We start from the raw sequence: 16,156 nt of genomic DNA on the forward strand, positions 1-16,156 counted from the left end.
GGGTATAATAGTTTCGTGAGAAAAATTTCACATTCCTTCGGGGCAGGGTGAAATTCCCGACCGGCGGTGATGCGCATATCGAGCGTTAGCCCGCGAGCCACTTTTGCTATATAAGGCAGGAGTGTGCAGGATCTGGTGAGAATCCGGAGCCGACAGTACAGTCTGGATGGGAGAAGGATGACGACAGTACGATGCACACGTGCTTATTTCGCTGTGTCGGCTGAGGGAGGGGACTGCTCGATAAACAGCCCTTTATTTCCCTATACCCTCTGGATTATGGTAAAAATCGTCAGTATGCCCCTGAAGAAGCATGATGCTTTTTTAGGGGTTTTTTTATGCTTTTCTAAGAGCGGAACAGTCGTCGTATGCTTGCTTGGTTTTGGAGCGAAAGATAACACGCGGTTGCGGATTGCTGTTGCCATCTCTCAAGAAGGAGAAAGAAAAGAGAGGATGGTCAACATGCAAGGAAAAACAAGTCACACGATTCAAAGAGAACGTCTGAAAAAGCTAGTCACGATACCTATGCTTTCGGCTATTGCGTTTTTGCTGTACTATCTAGAGTTTCATGTACCGTTGATGCCGACTTTTTTAAAGCTTGATTTCAGTACTGTACCAGCCATTATTGGTGGGCTTGTCTTTGGACCAGCAGCGGGAGTATTGATTGAAGTTTTAAAGAATGGATTGCATCTTCTGTTAAAAAACACAGATGGCTTTATCATTGGAGAAATTGCTAATACGCTTGCAGGCGGAAGCTTTGTGTTTTTGGCTGTTTATACACAGCGATTATGTAAAAATAAAGTCGGTTTTCTTTTAGGTTTGTCAGCAGGTACGCTTGTTATGACAGTGATTATGGCTATGGCTAACTACTTTGTATTATTGCCGTTCTATGCTGTGCTCTACTCTATCTCGATGGAGCAATTACTACAAATGTTCCATATGGAAAGCTTATGGAGTATGATCTTACTTGGAATTGTACCTTTTAATATTATCAAAGGTGTCCTGCTGTCGCTTATTGCATACCCGGTATTTATAAAAATGTCCGCGCGACTTGGATTGATAGTTACCAAGCCCGTTTCGTCAAGTAAACCAGTTATTTCGTAAACTAGTACGATTTATGAATAAAATGCAAAGAAAAAAGAGGTTTCCCATTAATATAGAGGGAAGCCTCTTTTTTCTTTGCATTATTTACTGTCTATATTCCATCTTTTTAACAACCACTCCATCATCATCGAGGGTTCTGTAAACAATACATCAGGAGAGGGATCAAAAATCCCATTGCTTTGCGATGCAGGGAACCAATTCACACCAACCGCATAAATACCGGCAGCTCTAGCCGCTGTGATATCCGCTTGGCTATCTCCTACATAGAGAGTATTTTCCGGGTAAGCTTGGAGTTGTTTCATTGCATGAAGAATACCTTCAGGATGAGGCTTATGCTTTGATACTTCATCACCTGCTATGACGATTGGAAAATAATGAGTTAGATCTAACGCTTCGAGAGACAGATCAGCACTTCTTCTACCTTTCCCCGTAATAATTCCCATTTGAATACCTGCTTGTTGAAATGTTTCTAGCATGGTAAGCAGAGGTGCAGGGGTTACTAGCTCACGGTGCTCATCTACATATTTCTCGTAAAAACACTGAAGGGCGTCATCACATTTCTCCGGTGGAATTTTATTTTCGATAATTCCCGCTTCCGGTGGTCCGAATAATTCAATAATCTGTTGGTCAGAATACTCCTCTTGTAGAAACGTATAAAAGGTATGACGCATGGCCGTAAAAATAGCTGGTAATGTATCAGCTATTGTTCCGTCAAAATCAAACAGTACGGTATAGGCTTCGGAACTATGCATACACAACCACTCCTTTTTGAGTAACTATGGTTACTTACTCATCATCGTCTACGAATTCAGCATTATCTGGATCATCTTGGCGTGGTGAAGTTGGGAAGAGTAGATTTAGGTAATGGAAGTTTAGTCGATCGGCTGATGGCTTGTTGTCTTTAAATCGCTGGTAGAGATCCTTCATTTCACTAAAAAGTTGATTACGTTCCTCTTTAGTCAAATGTAAATTCCCAAAGTTATATGCAAAGGTGTCCTGATAATCCTTTCGTTTATCAATATCAGATGCAGCTAGATGATTCATGGTATAAAGAAGCTCCTGTTCAGTCGCATGCAAAGGAGAAAACATAATTTCGCTCAATTGTTGAGCATTTTCTTCCACGACGAGGTGCAGATTGGCCCTGATGACTTTCGCTATTGGCTGATAATATTTTTCGATAATGGAGCCTTTTACACGGGTATCTACTTGTTGTAACAGACCAACTTTTACTAATTCTTTAACATGGTAATGCAGCCGTGCTGCGTTTTCCCCTAGTTCAGTAGCAATTTGTTTTGCGGTTCGAGGCTCTAGGTCTTCAAAAAGCTGTAAAATTTTAACTCTTTCGGGCACAGCGAAGGATTTAAGTGCCTCAGGATCTGTTATTTCAAATACTTCTCTTATCACGTTAGCCACCACCAGGTTCTTCTTTTTCTATTTGAAAAGGTCGGAATTTTTACTATTATGTAATCGTAATGTTTTATTAAGTAAAGTGCAATGCATCTTCTCCCTTTTCTTTTTCCTAAACCTAACTTTTGTTACAATAAGAAAAATGAAGGAAAGAAGGGATTTTCATGTTGGAAGTAGGTCAAGTAGCACCAGCTTTTAAAAAGCCTGCAAATAATGGTCAAACCATAAACCTAGAAGAGTATCGCGGCAAAAATGTCGTGCTTTATTTTTATCCAAAGGACTCCACACCTGGATGCACGACGGAAGCATGTGATTTTCGAGATTACCATGGTGATTTTGCCACTCTTAACACAGTCGTGCTTGGGATAAGTCCGGACAGCGTTACATCCCATGATAAATTTATTGCAAAACATGAGCTACCGTTCCCATTAATTGCGGATGAAGACCATAGTGTCGCAGAAGCGTATGGAGTGTGGGTACTCAAAAAAATGTATGGTCGAGAGTACATGGGTATTGAGCGTTCTACTTTTATTTTAGATACAGAAGGCAAAATTGCACAGATATACCCTAAAGTGAAAGTAAAGGATCATGTGCAACAAGTAGTAGCATACATAAAAGAACATCTAGTCTAAAAACAGCAAGAGGAGAGGAAGAAGACGATGAATTTGTCCTTGTCTTATATGATTGATACATTTGTCAAATTAGCACAGATTCCAAGCCCATCTGGTAACACAAATCAAGTAATTTCCTGGGTATCTGAAGAATTGAGTAAAAGTGGCGTGCACGTCGAGCGGACTAATAAAGGGGCATTGTTGGCTACATTATCAGGACGCAACAACGATAAGCATCGTCTGCTAACGGCTCATGTGGATACGCTTGGTGCTATGGTCAAAGAAATAAAAAGTAATGGTCGCCTAAAGCTTTCTATGGTGGGTGGCTTTGCATGGAATGCGATTGAAGGTGAACATTGCCAGATTGAAACAGCTACAGGACGCATTTATACAGGAACGATTTTGACCTCTAAAGCATCTGTTCACGTATATCGCGACAGTGGCAAGGCAGAGCGTACTGAGGATTTAATGGAAGTCAGATTGGACGAAAAGGTGACGGATGCTCAAGAGGTCAAGGCTCTTGGAATAAGTGTAGGTGATTTTGTCTCTTTTGATCCGCGTACAACTGTTACGGAGAGTGGATTCGTGAAATCGCGCCATTTAGATGATAAAGCGAGCGTAGCAATCCTTTTAGGTATAATAAAAGCGGTTCAGGAAGATAAGCTAGAACTACCGTACACGACCCACTTTTTGATCAGTAATAATGAGGAGATTGGTTATGGTGGTAACTCTAGTATTCCAGTAGATACTGTAGAGTATTTGGCGGTGGATATGGGAGCTATCGGTACGGGCCAAACAACTGATGAATATTGTGTTTCTATCTGCGCAAAGGATTCCTCTGGACCTTATCATTATGGATTCCGTAAGAAGTTAGTTGCATTGGCGGATGAAAATGGACTTAATTATCAAGTCGATATTTACCCGTATTATGGTTCCGATGCTAGTGCTGCACTACGAGCTGGATATGATATTGTTCATGGCTTGATTGGACCAGGTGTTGATGCATCCCATTCGCATGAGCGTACACATTCATCTGCTTTTGATAATACTGCTAAATTAATCATGGCTTATATTTTATCGGACGAGTTGGTAATATAGGAGGGTCAGTGGTGAATATGTATCATTGGACTGACTATTATGATCTCACACAACAAGGATTAGCAGGAGATTCGGCTTTTTACGAAGAATATGCTAAAGCAGCAAACGGGGAAGTCCTAGAATTAGGATGTGGAACTGGACGAGTAACAATTCCACTTGCTAAGGCGGGCATCCATATGACAGGGCTTGAAATTTCTCAGGAAATGTTGGCAAAAGCAGTAACAAAGGCAGAAGAAGCTGGTGGAATCGAGCATTTGTCTTTTATTCAAGGGGATATGCGTCAATTCTCTTTAGGGAAAAAGTTTGGATTAATCATGATTCCCTATCGCTCGTTTTTACATTTGCTTCATATTCAGGAACAGTTGAAGGCGTTGCGCTGCATACGAGAGCATCTTCAGCCTGATGGCAAGCTGGTCTTTAATGTCTTTGTGCCGCATATCAAACATCTCTATGAAGAGAGCGAAAAATTGACATTGCGAGGCATGTATCCGTTGCAGGACGGACAGGAAGTTGCGATGTATGATTTTACTCGTTATGATTATTTTCAACAATTAGCAGAAGTGACACGTAGCTATGAACGTCTTGATAAAAATGGAAAAATGCAGGAGCGTGTGACTGGGCGTTTTACATTACGTTACGTCTTCCCGGCAGAATTGCATCACTTATTGCGTTTAGCTGGGTTCAAAGTTTTGGAACGCTACGGTAGTTTTGCAAAAGCTCCATTTGATGCAACCAGTACAGAATTCATTATAGTCGCTAGCCCAGCGTAAATTTTTACGTTGCTTATAAAAACGAAGAAAAGGTGGGTATGACATGAAGATTTATACAAAAACAGGAGACAAAGGTCAAACATCTTTAGTTTATGGCGTACGTGTACCTAAGCATGCACCACGAGTAGAAGTATATGGAACGTGCGATGAGGCTAACTCGCATGTTGGGGCAGCAGTATCTTTTTTACCTAAAGAGCGCAAATGGGCTGAATTGTTAGAGACGTTTCACCTGATCCAAACCAAGTTATTTCATATTGGAGCAGAGCTGGCTACACCTGAAGGGAAAAAGGTTGGTTGGCCTATCGTCGATGAGGACGTAGATTATTTAGAAAAGCAAATCGATCAGTTAGATGCGAAGCTGCTTCCACTGACTAATTTTGTTTTGCCAGGTGGAAATCCTGCGGGTGCTGCTCTTCACGTAGCTCGTACGGTAGTGAGACGTGCTGAACGCGGAGCTACCGAGCTTATGGAGACAGAACCAATTAACCCAATTGCTATTAAATATTTGAACCGTTTATCGGATTTTTTATTCGTAGCAGCTCGGTATGTTAATAGTCAGTTAGGAGAGACTGAACCTAATTTACATGAATAGAACTTCAAACAGCCTTTTCTTATATGTGTGTATAAGAAAAGGCTGTTTTTTATAATCAATAAGTCATGCTTTGCCGATCCCCTCTTGTCATAAAAGTAAAATTGCTGGGTCAAATCCATGTTTTAGTCGTTTTAAAAAAATAACCTTGTTGCAAAGCCAAACAGTGGTATACCCATTCCAATCTAGCTTATGACAACAAGGCTATCCTTTTACATGTAAACTACATACGAATGCGTGCCCTACGTAAATAGTAAGATCCAATCGCTGCTAAAATCCCTAGAGTAATAAATCCTGCATAATACGTGAATAAATCCCTCTCAATGACAGTTGAGGAAAAAAGACCACCAAGCAAGGCAAAGCACAGAATAGCCCCTTCATAAAAAACAGGCTCTAACGCTGGAAACATAATAACTTTGCCATTCTTCTCTAATCGATTACGCTGATATAGGAAGATACCAAGCCCTAATGTAACAAGTAAATGAATACTCGGAATTAATAAAGGTGATGATAGCTTTCCAAACAGATTTATTAATACTACGGGACTTATCAATAGAACGAGATTTATTGGAAATACATCAAAATTCAATTTGAGGCACCCATAATTAAGAAGACAATTCCAATAGGAAAGATACTAAAAATGAAGGACAGCATAGCTTGAACCATTGTTTCCCAGCCAATTTTGAAAATGCCTGAAGAGACTTTCTGCTTAATATGGCTAAATAAACATGTCGTCGATTCCTTGCTTTTTAACTAGGTCAGTAGAAAGTGACGGAGCTTGTGTAATGATAATTTTGAGTGAGTCCGGCTACTCTAGAATATTTGGAAAAATATTGATGTTTCATTTGTTTTCGTTTATGTTTGCAATCGTGTTATCCAAATAACTAATCATTAGCTTCTAATCGTTGTTTATGCGCTCGTATGTTAATCCTATCTTCTTTTGTTAAAAAAGTTTTCTTAGATTCAATATACCGCTTACTTTCTATACCAAGTAAATCTACATATTTTTTAATTTCTTTTTGAGTTACCTTAAATTTTTTAGCAGAGATTTTTATTGCATCTTGCTTGGTGTAATTTAAATCAGTCATACGTTTACATACAGATAAGATAGATTTGAACAAATTACTATACAGAAACTCGTTACGTTCTATTAAAATTTTATGTAGACGGGAATACAAATATTTGACTGCTACTTTAGCTTGCTGAACTAATACACCCTAAGCTAATGGTTCATTCTTCGATAACTCTCTTACTTCCAGTTTCTTTTAAATTTAAAAAATTCTTGTATATAACCATACACAGAGATAGGTGACATAATCATTTGATAGCCAAGAATAAAGAAAATAAAGCCTATAAAGTTTTTTCTAATTCTAAGATTTAAAGGTTTAAATACAAAATTTCTTTGATAAAAATAAAGAATACTATAACTGATTAGGGTTAAAGGTAAAACAAGAAGTGTCATTGGGCCAACAATCCAGTAATAACCGAAAAAAGTCAATATCAGCCCAGGAAGCCAACATAGTGTATAAGTAAGATCTAAATAAGGCATGATTAAATTAATTCCAGTTAAGTATTTAACAAATACTTGAGGCTGGTTCCATGGCTTTATTTCATTTAAACCTTCTATCATACCTCTTGCCCATCTTGCTCTCTGTCTGACAAAGTGCTTAAGGGAACTAGGTACTTCAGTAAATGAAACTGCCAATGGCTCAAAATAAACTTTCCACTTTTTCTCAAGTAAACGCCATGTTAAAACAATATCTTCACCTATAGCATCTGGCCAACCACCGACTTCTTTTACACATTGTGTTTTATATATACTAAAGGCTCCTTGAGCAACTAAAGTTCCTTGATATAGGCCTTGAAGTCTTTTAATGGACGCAATACCTAAAAAGTAATCCCATTCTTGAATTTTTGTCCAAAAGTTTTCTCTGCTGTTTTTGGTCAGAACCGAGCCAGCAACAGCACAAACATTTTCTGGGCTAGATTTCATACGTGCTACAAGATAACGTATAGAGGATTTAGGAAGCAGTGTATCTGCATCGATCGTAATGACATAAGGAGTTTCAACAAATTTTAGAGCATGGTTCAAGGCATGGAATTTTCCCGGCATTTCTTCATGAAGTAATGCAATTTCAATACCTAATTCTTTTTTTGCTTTTATGATTTCGTGAACTGTTTGATCTGTAGAACAATTATTAATAACAAATACCTTAATTTTCCCGTGATAATCTTGTTTATTTATATATTGCAAAGTTTGATAGATTTGTCTCTCTTCGTTATAGGCAGCTATAAGAACGATAATCTCATCATGAGGAAATTCATTTTTGAAAGCAGGCTGACGATCAAGAATTAAACTTATTACTAAAAAGGCATTCATATAGCCAGGAATGTATGATATACCTCCGATAATTAATAAAGCTAAAGGAAAGGATACAATATGCGCAAGGTCTTCTAACCATGGAAGCGCCAAGTAAATAGAAAAGCACATCCAAAGCAAAGCACCTGCGTGACTGATCCAGAATTTTGTTATTACTGGGATATAAGTTTTCTTATAGGTATGTCCTGTATGGGGGTTAATGGGATTCAATTCAGGTTTCATGAGGTTATCCCCTCTTTTAGATATAAGATGCAGTAATAAATACCTATAAAAAATACTATACATACAATTGAAAGTAAAAATGTATCTTTTGGAAATTTAACAATTTAATAGCAGGTTGTCGAGAAACCCCCTCTACGAATTTCGCTGATTGGGTAGAAAAAATTTGGCCTTCCAGAATCGTTTCTAAGGCGTTTTTCGATGGTGGGGAGCCATATTTGTACCCCATAAAAACAGATGAAAAGCCCTCTTTTTTGCGACAGGGGGCTTTTTCAACACTCTGAGTACTTTTTTTTTCGCTGATTTACGTTAGATATGCTAAATGTATCTAACGACATGTGGTATAATTAGCCAGAGGTGATGGCTTTGAGTATATCAGTGGAAAGTAACCATAATATCGTATTTGATTGTAAATACCACGTTGTCTTTTGTCCAAAGTATCGCAAAAAGGTTTTGATTGAACCAGTAGATGTTCGATTAAAGGAATTGTTTCTTGAAAAAGCACAGGAATTGCGTGCTGAAGTGGTTGAGATGGAAATCATGCCCGATCACGTTCATTTGCTCATCACATGCGATCCTCAATTCGGAATCCACCGAATAGTGAAACATTTGAAGGGCTATACATCCAGAGTTTTGCGGATGGAATTTAGACATCTCAAAAGTAGACTCCCCTCACTTTGGACAAACTCTTACTTTGTTGCCACAGTTGGGACTGTTCAACTGGATGTGATTAAACAATACATTGAGTCACAAAAAGAAAGGAGTGATTGAACATGCACAGAGCTTACAAATTTCGTTTGTATCCAAACAAAGAACAAGCAACACTCATCAACAAAACTATCGGATGCACTCGCTTTGTATTCAATCACTTTCTTGCGAAGCGAAAGGATGCTTACGAACAAGAACAGAAAACACTCAACTACAACGATTGCTCTGCCCTGCTCACACAACTCAAAAAAGAGATAGAGTGGCTGAAAGAAGTAGATTCCACTGCCCTGCAATCCACTTTGAAAGATTTGGATTCTTCGTACAAAAAGTTTTACAAGGAAAAGAAAGGATATCCTAAATTCAAGAGCAAGAAGAATCCAAAGCAATCCTACACATGCAAGATGAACATCAAAGTGGAAGGTGATCGCATTAAACTACCTAAACTTGGATGGGTTACATTTGCGAAGTCAAGAGAAGTCGAAGGACGCATTCTCTCGGCTACCGTTAGAAAAAATCCTTCAGGCACATACTTTGTATCTGTTTTGTGCGAAACAGAGATTCAACCCCTATTACAAGCAGAAAAGACTGTTGGAGTTGATCTTGGCATCAAAGACTTTGCCATTCTTTCGACAGGTGAGAAAATAGCCAATCCCAAAGTTCTTCGCTACTACGAAAAGAAGCTTGCTACTTGGCAACAGAAACTGTCCAGACGTAAAAAAGGTGGTCAGAACCGAGAAAAATCACGAAAACAAGTAGCTCGTCTACATGAAAGAATATCGAACACACGAAACGATTTTCTACATAAACTGTCAACTCAACTGATTCGTGAAAATCAAACGATCTGCTTGGAAGACTTACGTGTGGAAAACATGATCAAGAACCACAAGCTTGCGAAAAGCATTGCAGATGCGTCATGGTCGGCATTCAGAACCATGCTGGAATACAAAGCAGCTTGGTATGGAAGAACAATTTCCATTATGGGGAAACAATTTCCGTCTTCGCAGTTGTGTTCTGGTTGTGGATACCAAAATAAAGAGGTAAAGAATCTCAATTTGCGTAATTGGACATGCCCGAACTGCGGCGTACAACATGATCGTGACAAAAACGCTGCCATCAATATTGAGCAAGAAGGACTTCGATTGTTGGCATAACCAACTGAACTGTGGGACACACAGGGATAGCTTGGTAAATTTCACTCCGTTAGGAGTGACTACCCAAGAATCCCCTGCCTTTAGGCATGGGGAGTGTCAACTTGTCTCCAATTTAGCCTGTGGAAGATATTCGGATATACCAGAGAAGAATTCAATTTTATTAATTTGAAAATCTTTGTATAATCTATCACCATTTTCACAATAGTTGCCTTCTTGTAACATCGTTAATTGGGTAGTAGTAATGGGGAAAAAGGAGAACCCTTGCATAATCCGAACGAGAGGTTTCATGAACCATAGTGGTACATGAAGCGTCTTTATATGTGCTCTCCCAATGGCATGTCCAATGATCTGTAAGATTTGCATGTAGGAGAGCTGTTGGGGGCCGCCTACTTCATAAATCTGATTGGTAGCTTGCTCATTGGTCAATGCTTGCGTAAAAGCCTCTGCTACCGTTTTCCGAGAAACAGGCTGCAAGAGATATGTACCACTTCCAATTACAGGGGTGAATGGGAGGCGTACTACATCAGCAAGCATAGTGACGAATTCATCGCCTGGACCAAAAATAACGGAGGGACGAAATATCACATAAGGTATTCCGGATGCTTTTACCAGTTGTTCCGCTTCGTATTTCGTCTGATGATAGTCACTAGTAGCCTGAGGTCGTGTACCAAGTGCACTCATGAATAAAAAGCGACTGATAGATAGTTCTGCTGCTACTTGTAGTACATTGCGTGTACCTTCTACATGAATGCGAGAGAACGTAATTTTTTTACCTGACTGTTCTCTTATAATACCTACTAGATGAATGACCGCATCACAATCACGCATCGCTACACGGAGAGAATCGATAGAAAAAATGTCCCCTGTATGAATATGAAAGTGGTCTGTATGGGAAAACAATTGTTTAAGTTTCGATTCAGATCCTAGTCTAAGTAAGCAGTGTACTTCATGGGAAGCTTCTAACAAGGCAGCGATTATGCCATGACCAACAAATCCTGATCCACCTGTTATGAATACCTTCACGGCAGTTCCTCCTTTACACCTCTTGATAAATTCATCATTCGATGAGATGCCTAGATATACCTGTATTTCTTACATATTCGCAGCCTAATCACATTAAAATACCATTTATGACCGTTTACATGTACCTTCTCGCGTTTTTTCTCCATGTAATTACCTGCTGGAGGAGGGTTCGATCAAACTTTTTCATATGTTACAATAGAACGCATGCATAAAGTAAAACTGGTTCGGAGTATAGTAGGAGGGAAAAGGAAATGCGTCGATTATCCATGAAATTATTTTTACAGACGCTCGCGGATATGTTTCCTGATGCACATTGTGAGCTTACTCATAGTAACGCGTTTGAGTTGACCATTGCGGTACTTTTGTCAGCGCAATGTACAGATAAAAAAGTAAACCAAGTCACAGAACATTTATTTCAAAAGTACAAGACCCCAGAAGACTATTTAAAGGTTTCATTAGAAGAGCTTCAAGAGGATATTAGACAAATTGGTCTTTATAAAAACAAGGCTAAACACATCCAGTCGCTCTGTCGTCTGTTACTAGAAGAATATGGAGGAGAAGTGCCCAATAAGCATGAGGAGTTGGTAAAGTTGCCTGGGGTTGGACGGAAAACTGCCAACGTTGTGGTCAGTGTCGCATTTGGGGTACCAGCTATCGCTGTAGATACGCACGTAGAGCGAATATCAAAACGATTAGGATTCTGTCCTCAAGATGCTACTCCTGTTCAGGTAGAAGAAATTCTCATGAAAAAAATCCCGAAGAAGGAGTGGTCAGACACACATCATCGAATGATCTTTTTCGGTCGTTATCACTGCAAGGCACAAAGTCCGCAGTGTGACATTTGCCCATTAGAAGATGTATGCCCGACTCGGAAAAAAGCTCTAAAAGGAAATAAGAAGCCAAAAGTGTCATCTAAGAAGACATCCTGAGCGTAATGTATTGAATTAGAAGAGATGCTTGGACAAGCTAATAAGGGGGAACAAGCCCCAAATGTAAGCTTGTTATTGACGAACCTCCAGAATCAGCGTACACTTATTTATAACAATTCTAATTAGATTATTGTTAACGGATAAGAATATTTCTAATTACTTACTTTTAAAGGTCATATTATGTGAGGTGCATGGCGATGATGCAACAAGTCGAGAGAGCTGTCGAGATTTTAAAGAATCAAGGTGTTCGTATGACTCCGCAACGTCATGCCATATTAGCGTATTTACTTGAGACGATGACTCATCCAACTGCTGATGAAATTTATAAAGCATTGGAAGGGAAATTTCCTAATATGAGCGTGGCAACCATCTATAATAACCTGCGAGTATTTAAAGAAGCAGGGTTGGTTCGCGAATTAACATACGGAGATGCTTCCAGTCGATTCGATGCGAATGTAGAAGATGAACATTATCACATTATTTGTTCGGAGTGTGGGGCTATTCAGGATTTTCACTTCCCGTACTTATCACAGGTAGAAGCGGCAGCCTGTGAACAAGCTAACTTTCATGTTTCTGGGCATCGTATGGAAGTTTATGGTGTATGCAATAGCTGTCAAGAAAATAAGCCAAAGTAATGGCAAGTGTTTTCGAAGAACTCTTCATGTCAGGTATACGACGTGTAGGGTTCTTTTTTTACTTATTTGATAGCATAAATTGGCATGGATGACGTATAAGTTCAACTAAGCCGTATTCCATGCAGAGAGTAATAAGTCTCTACAATGAGCGTGATTCGACATTTTATGAATTTTACCGCAAAATGTACAGAAGTTTGTAACCAAATAGCCCTCAAAACTGTCTCTATAATGAAGAATAAACTGAACTCAGATACATTGGGAGGAGTCATGAGCGTACATTTAGAGACGTCAAAGCGTCCAAGTCGAAAAAGAAGAAGGAATAGGCTTTTTCCTAAGGTACTATTTTTGGTCATGCTTGCTGTAGTAGGATATTTTATCTGGATGTATTTTCAATCTGGTAGTCATCAACGAGTTACTCCTTATGACGGGCGCCAACAGGTAATTGTACATAAAGGAAAAGCAGTTCCGCAATCCTATCAAATGAAAGAAGACGAGGTACTGCTACCTTTTTCATTTTTAAAGGAACAAATCGATCAGCACTTATTCTGGGATGAACCTAGTCGCTCTGTTATCATCACTACCAAAGATAAAGTAATCCAAATGCCGAGCGAAAAATTACAAGCATTTGTTAATAAAAAACCAGTTGATTTACGTGTGCCTGTCACAATTATTGACGGAGAAAAATACGTTCCAGTAAGCCCGTTAGAAAAGATATATGGTATTCATCTACGTAAGATGGAAGGCAGAGATGTTATCGCAGTGGATAACAACGGTGATACAATCCAACAGGGACAAGTTAGTTCTGAAAAAGATAAGCCGTTACCAATGAGATTGGATGCTACGAAAGAGAGTCCTATTGTCTCTGATCTTGCATCCGGTCAAAAAGTAATTATTTTAAATGAAACAAATGGATGGTATCATCTTTTATCTAATGAAGGTGTTCTTGGTTATTTGCCAATGGATCAGGTTAAGAAATTGGATTCTTATCAGGTAGAAGTGAATGTTGATACTCCGAAGGAACGAAATACTGCCTGGAAGCCGGATGGACAAAAATTAAATGTAGTATAGGAGCAAGTTGTTAATCGAAATCCTAAATTAGACAGCATCCCTAAAATGTCTGGATTGCATGTAGTAGCTCCTACATGGTTTGAATTAAAAGACGATAAAGGAACGGTCGGCAATAAAGCTGACGCTTCATATGTAAGATGGGCTCATCGTGAAGGATTTAAAGTATGGGCAGTCGTATCTAATGGATTTAATCCAGACTGGACAAAAGCAGTGTTATCTGATTTTGAGACTCGTCAAAAGATGATTACACAGATTGTGCAATATGCTAATTTGTATCAAGTTGACGGAATTAATCTTGATTTTGAGGATGTTTATCTAGATGACAAGCAGCGCTTCGTCCAATTTGTTCGTGAGTTAACACCGTATTTACATGAACAGGAGTTAACGGTGTCTGTTGATGTTACGATGATGCATGGAAGCGATCGTTGGTCTAATTTCTTAGATCGTAAGTCATTAGCTGAAACGGTGGATTACACGATGTTGATGGCTTATGACGAACACTGGGGTTCTAGCCCTGTAGCTGGTTCCGTAGCGTCATTACCATGGGTAGAAAATGGTTTGAAGCAGGTGTTGACGGAAGTACCTAAGGAAAAACTGTTGTTAGGTATGCCTTTCTACACCCGTTTATGGAAGGAAGTAAAGCAAGATGATGGCAGTGTAAAGGTGTCATCTCGCGCTTTATACATGTCGGGGGCCAAAAAGTGGATGGAGGAGCGCAAACTTACAGCCACTTATGATGAGACCACGGGACAAAATTACGTCAGCTATTATGATAAGCAAGAAAATGCGACGTACAAAATGTGGTTGGAAGATGAGACTTCGCTCAAAAAGCGGATTGAGGTTTCAAAAAAATATGATTTGGCAGGGGTTGCCTCATGGCGCCGTGGCTTTGAAGAGCCAAATATTTGGCAGCATATTGATAGCAATTTAAATTAGAATGTAACAAAAAGGCAGGAGATATTCTCGCTGCCTTTTTTCTATTAAGAACGTATCTTCTGTTCAAGCGAAGATGGAGGTTCTGGGGTATCTTCTTCCAGTAAAAGTGGTTGGCCACAAAACATACAAGCATCTTCTTTTCCAAGCATTTTAGTTACTTTGCCACAAGAAGGGCACTGCACCTGTGGGGATGTAGTTGAGACCATACCGGATACCATATATAAAACTGTACTTACCATCATCATCAGAAAGCCGATAATTAGGATGATTGTAAAGGTCATATGAGAACCTTTTAGCTGTTGACTAATAGCACCAAGCAGTGGAATGTCGGCAAACCATTTGAAAAAATAACCGGCAAAAGATATATACCCTATGTACATGAGGATGATACCGATAAGCATATTCCAATTAGCCCATCCACGAATTCTCTTAATCTTACTTAAATGGTCTACATTTTTCATAAGTGCATACCTCCCGTTGTCAGTATAGCACAAGCATTCAAAAAAGTTTTATAGTTATTTCCATAGTCAGGATATTGTAATGTGCTTCTTGGAATTATGCATACTAATTCCTAACATGGATGTTTTTACAGAGGTGGAACTTTAATAGAGAGGAAGGAAACTTTCTTGATATAGCGAACCTGTTAAAGTAGTTAAGCCATTCGTGATTATTTATAGTAAGAAGATCGGGTTGGGAGGTGTGGGAGCGATGAAAGAAAGCTTGCTGGAGTATCATCAGCAGTATTTATGGGAAAAGACCATGCATACGGATGTTTTGTCTATTATGGCTATCGAGCAAGCCGAAAAAATTAAGCTTCTTTCAGAAGGTGCTGACCTCATTTCCTTTATTGTTGTGAATAATCACGAACCTAATTGGCTGATCAAACAGTATCAATTCAAAAAGGTTGCTTTGGAGGAGCACACTGTTAGTCAGTGGCAAATTCAACAATGGTGTGTACACGGGGCCCCTAAACGAGCAAGACAGCTTTTGGAACAGGCAGATATTATCTATGATAAATTTAATTTTATAAGGGATAAAATGTCCGGCCTTCTACAATTGCCAAATGAGAGGAAAAAGCAACTTATCTTTAAACATTATATGGCGCTATTAAATCATTTTGCTCAAGCTAAGGAACTATTGCAACAACAGAAGATACCCGATTCTTTTCAAAATGCTTTGCAAGCTTTGTTTCACTGGGCATGTCTTGAATTAATTGAAGTTGATGTATTATCTGATGAGCCTGTATTTTATAGAGTAAAGACTATAGCTCCGACGGTTTATAAATTATATGAAGAAGTTGTAACCAGTTTGGAAATATTGGACAAGCGGATAGAACTGCTTTTGCTTCCAATTGAGATTCAATTAATGGCTAAAATAAAAATAGGATCAGAATTTCTTTTAGATCAGATGCAAAATGAATATCGTCCATGGCGACTAGCACAAATGCTTGAGCTATTTGAATCGGAGCACTGTAAAGAAAGTATGCCACTTTTACTTGATAAGCTGGTTAAACGAGGGTTACTACACGAGC

At 39.0% G+C, this 16,156-nt stretch carries 19 protein-coding genes and 1 riboswitch (1 of these 20 running past the window's edge); of the genes, 12 read left to right on the top strand and 7 right to left on the bottom strand.

Annotated features, from left to right (window positions below; genetic code table 11):
• Positions 1–29 precede the first annotated feature (29 nt).
• Positions 30–182: riboswitch (FMN riboswitch) on the top strand.
• On the top strand, positions 178–1,101 hold the full coding sequence (locus tag BrL25_RS13985) for an ECF transporter S component (RefSeq protein ID WP_018672466.1): 924 nt from the start codon (positions 178–180) through the stop codon (positions 1,099–1,101). (Overlaps the previous riboswitch by 5 nt.)
• An 80-nt stretch (positions 1,102–1,181) precedes the next feature.
• On the opposite strand, the gene BrL25_RS13990 is transcribed toward BrL25_RS13985, so the two are convergent.
• Positions 1,182–1,853: an HAD family hydrolase gene (locus tag BrL25_RS13990; protein WP_018672467.1), complete on the bottom strand. Its 672-nt coding sequence runs from the start codon at positions 1,851–1,853 to the stop codon at positions 1,182–1,184.
• Between the two features lie 34 nt (positions 1,854–1,887).
• The gene (locus BrL25_RS13995) at positions 1,888–2,514 is read right to left on the bottom strand and encodes a winged helix-turn-helix domain-containing protein (RefSeq protein WP_018672468.1); all 627 of its coding nucleotides are present in this window, start codon (positions 2,512–2,514) and stop codon (positions 1,888–1,890) included.
• 158 nt (positions 2,515–2,672) lie between these two features.
• Here BrL25_RS13995 and bcp point away from each other — a divergent pair, with 158 nt between their 5' ends.
• The 4 genes from bcp to BrL25_RS14015 are packed head-to-tail and all read left to right on the top strand — an operon-like array spanning position 2,673 to position 5,579.
• The gene (bcp, locus tag BrL25_RS14000) at positions 2,673–3,140 is read left to right on the top strand and encodes a thioredoxin-dependent thiol peroxidase (protein WP_018672469.1); all 468 of its coding nucleotides are present in this window, start codon (positions 2,673–2,675) and stop codon (positions 3,138–3,140) included.
• A gap of 27 nt (positions 3,141–3,167) precedes the next feature.
• Entirely contained in the window at positions 3,168–4,217 is a 1,050-nt protein-coding gene (locus BrL25_RS14005; protein ID WP_018672470.1) for a M42 family metallopeptidase, read from the top strand.
• A gap of 17 nt (positions 4,218–4,234) precedes the next feature.
• Positions 4,235–4,987, top strand: coding sequence for a class I SAM-dependent methyltransferase (locus tag BrL25_RS14010; protein WP_081621629.1), 753 nt, complete (start codon positions 4,235–4,237; stop codon positions 4,985–4,987).
• A gap of 43 nt (positions 4,988–5,030) precedes the next feature.
• Complete coding sequence (locus BrL25_RS14015; protein WP_018672472.1) at positions 5,031–5,579, top strand: cob(I)yrinic acid a,c-diamide adenosyltransferase; 549 nt, start codon at positions 5,031–5,033, stop codon at positions 5,577–5,579.
• 220 nt (positions 5,580–5,799) lie between these two features.
• Here BrL25_RS14015 and BrL25_RS14020 read toward each other — a convergent pair whose 3' ends face one another.
• The 3 genes from BrL25_RS14020 to BrL25_RS14030 form a co-directional block, all read right to left on the bottom strand.
• On the bottom strand, positions 5,800–6,165 hold the full coding sequence (locus BrL25_RS14020; RefSeq protein ID WP_018672473.1) for a hypothetical protein: 366 nt from the start codon (positions 6,163–6,165) through the stop codon (positions 5,800–5,802).
• A 295-nt stretch (positions 6,166–6,460) separates the two neighbouring features.
• On the bottom strand, positions 6,461–6,664 hold the full coding sequence (locus BrL25_RS14025; RefSeq protein ID WP_236847619.1) for a hypothetical protein: 204 nt from the start codon (positions 6,662–6,664) through the stop codon (positions 6,461–6,463).
• Between the two features lie 161 nt (positions 6,665–6,825).
• Entirely contained in the window at positions 6,826–8,178 is a 1,353-nt protein-coding gene (locus tag BrL25_RS14030) for a glycosyltransferase family 2 protein (protein WP_018672475.1), read from the bottom strand.
• 357 nt (positions 8,179–8,535) lie between these two features.
• Between BrL25_RS14030 and tnpA the strand changes: the two genes are divergently transcribed.
• Both tnpA and tnpB read left to right on the top strand, forming a co-directional pair.
• Complete coding sequence (tnpA, locus tag BrL25_RS14035) at positions 8,536–8,946, top strand: IS200/IS605 family transposase (protein ID WP_157775852.1); 411 nt, start codon at positions 8,536–8,538, stop codon at positions 8,944–8,946.
• Between the two features lie 2 nt (positions 8,947–8,948).
• Complete coding sequence (gene tnpB / locus BrL25_RS14040) at positions 8,949–10,034, top strand: IS200/IS605 family element RNA-guided endonuclease TnpB (protein ID WP_099327261.1); 1,086 nt, start codon at positions 8,949–8,951, stop codon at positions 10,032–10,034.
• 96 nt (positions 10,035–10,130) lie between these two features.
• On the opposite strand, the gene BrL25_RS14045 is transcribed toward tnpB, so the two are convergent.
• On the bottom strand, positions 10,131–11,057 hold the full coding sequence (locus BrL25_RS14045; RefSeq protein ID WP_018674407.1) for an NAD-dependent epimerase/dehydratase family protein: 927 nt from the start codon (positions 11,055–11,057) through the stop codon (positions 10,131–10,133).
• Positions 11,058–11,308: 251 nt separating this feature from the next.
• Between BrL25_RS14045 and nth the strand changes: the two genes are divergently transcribed.
• The 4 genes from nth (at position 11,309) to BrL25_RS26390 (ending at position 14,625) form a co-directional block, all read left to right on the top strand.
• The gene (gene nth / locus BrL25_RS14050; RefSeq protein WP_018674408.1) at positions 11,309–11,986 is read left to right on the top strand and encodes an endonuclease III; all 678 of its coding nucleotides are present in this window, start codon (positions 11,309–11,311) and stop codon (positions 11,984–11,986) included.
• A gap of 197 nt (positions 11,987–12,183) precedes the next feature.
• The gene (locus BrL25_RS14055; RefSeq protein WP_018674409.1) at positions 12,184–12,621 is read left to right on the top strand and encodes a Fur family transcriptional regulator; all 438 of its coding nucleotides are present in this window, start codon (positions 12,184–12,186) and stop codon (positions 12,619–12,621) included.
• Positions 12,622–12,888: 267 nt separating this feature from the next.
• The gene (locus BrL25_RS26385) at positions 12,889–13,689 is read left to right on the top strand and encodes a stalk domain-containing protein (RefSeq protein WP_018674410.1); all 801 of its coding nucleotides are present in this window, start codon (positions 12,889–12,891) and stop codon (positions 13,687–13,689) included.
• A 45-nt stretch (positions 13,690–13,734) separates the two neighbouring features.
• Complete coding sequence (locus tag BrL25_RS26390; RefSeq protein WP_018674411.1) at positions 13,735–14,625, top strand: glycosyl hydrolase family 18 protein; 891 nt, start codon at positions 13,735–13,737, stop codon at positions 14,623–14,625.
• 44 nt (positions 14,626–14,669) lie between these two features.
• Here BrL25_RS26390 and BrL25_RS14065 read toward each other — a convergent pair whose 3' ends face one another.
• Positions 14,670–15,086 carry a DUF2614 family zinc ribbon-containing protein gene (locus BrL25_RS14065; protein WP_018674412.1) on the bottom strand — a complete coding sequence of 139 codons (417 nt, stop codon included), beginning with the start codon at positions 15,084–15,086 and terminating at the stop codon, positions 14,670–14,672.
• A 247-nt stretch (positions 15,087–15,333) separates the two neighbouring features.
• On the opposite strand from BrL25_RS14065, the gene BrL25_RS14070 reads away from it, so the two are divergent.
• Positions 15,334–16,156: the 5' portion of a nucleotidyltransferase-like protein gene (locus BrL25_RS14070; RefSeq protein WP_018674413.1), read on the top strand. The gene runs 65 nt beyond the window's last position; only the first 823 of its 888 coding nucleotides appear in the window; the start codon lies at positions 15,334–15,336; its stop codon lies off the right edge, out of view.

This window comes from Brevibacillus laterosporus DSM 25, from assembly GCF_002706795.1.
In the GTDB taxonomy this organism is placed as follows: domain Bacteria; phylum Bacillota; class Bacilli; order Brevibacillales; family Brevibacillaceae; genus Brevibacillus_B; species Brevibacillus_B laterosporus.

Bases quoted from the DNA above. Each gene is read 5' to 3' on its own strand.
- BrL25_RS13985 (WP_018672466.1), top strand. From the start codon at position 178: ATGACGACAGTACGATGCACACGTGCTTATTTCGCTGTGTCGGCTGAG.
- BrL25_RS13990 (WP_018672467.1), bottom strand. From the start codon at position 1,853: ATGCATAGTTCCGAAGCCTATACCGTACTGTTTGATTTTGACGGAACA.
- bcp (WP_018672469.1), top strand. From the start codon at position 2,673: ATGTTGGAAGTAGGTCAAGTAGCACCAGCTTTTAAAAAGCCTGCAAAT.
- BrL25_RS14005 (WP_018672470.1), top strand. From the start codon at position 3,168: ATGAATTTGTCCTTGTCTTATATGATTGATACATTTGTCAAATTAGCA.
- BrL25_RS14010 (WP_081621629.1), top strand. From the start codon at position 4,235: ATGTATCATTGGACTGACTATTATGATCTCACACAACAAGGATTAGCA.
- BrL25_RS14015 (WP_018672472.1), top strand. From the start codon at position 5,031: ATGAAGATTTATACAAAAACAGGAGACAAAGGTCAAACATCTTTAGTT.
- BrL25_RS14025 (WP_236847619.1), bottom strand. From the start codon at position 6,664: ATGACTGATTTAAATTACACCAAGCAAGATGCAATAAAAATCTCTGCT.
- BrL25_RS14030 (WP_018672475.1), bottom strand. From the start codon at position 8,178: ATGAAACCTGAATTGAATCCCATTAACCCCCATACAGGACATACCTAT.
- tnpA (WP_157775852.1), top strand. From the start codon at position 8,536: ATGGCTTTGAGTATATCAGTGGAAAGTAACCATAATATCGTATTTGAT.
- tnpB (WP_099327261.1), top strand. From the start codon at position 8,949: ATGCACAGAGCTTACAAATTTCGTTTGTATCCAAACAAAGAACAAGCA.
- nth (WP_018674408.1), top strand. From the start codon at position 11,309: ATGCGTCGATTATCCATGAAATTATTTTTACAGACGCTCGCGGATATG.
- BrL25_RS14055 (WP_018674409.1), top strand. From the start codon at position 12,184: ATGATGCAACAAGTCGAGAGAGCTGTCGAGATTTTAAAGAATCAAGGT.
- BrL25_RS26385 (WP_018674410.1), top strand. From the start codon at position 12,889: ATGAGCGTACATTTAGAGACGTCAAAGCGTCCAAGTCGAAAAAGAAGA.
- BrL25_RS26390 (WP_018674411.1), top strand. From the start codon at position 13,735: ATGTCTGGATTGCATGTAGTAGCTCCTACATGGTTTGAATTAAAAGAC.
- BrL25_RS14065 (WP_018674412.1), bottom strand. From the start codon at position 15,086: ATGAAAAATGTAGACCATTTAAGTAAGATTAAGAGAATTCGTGGATGG.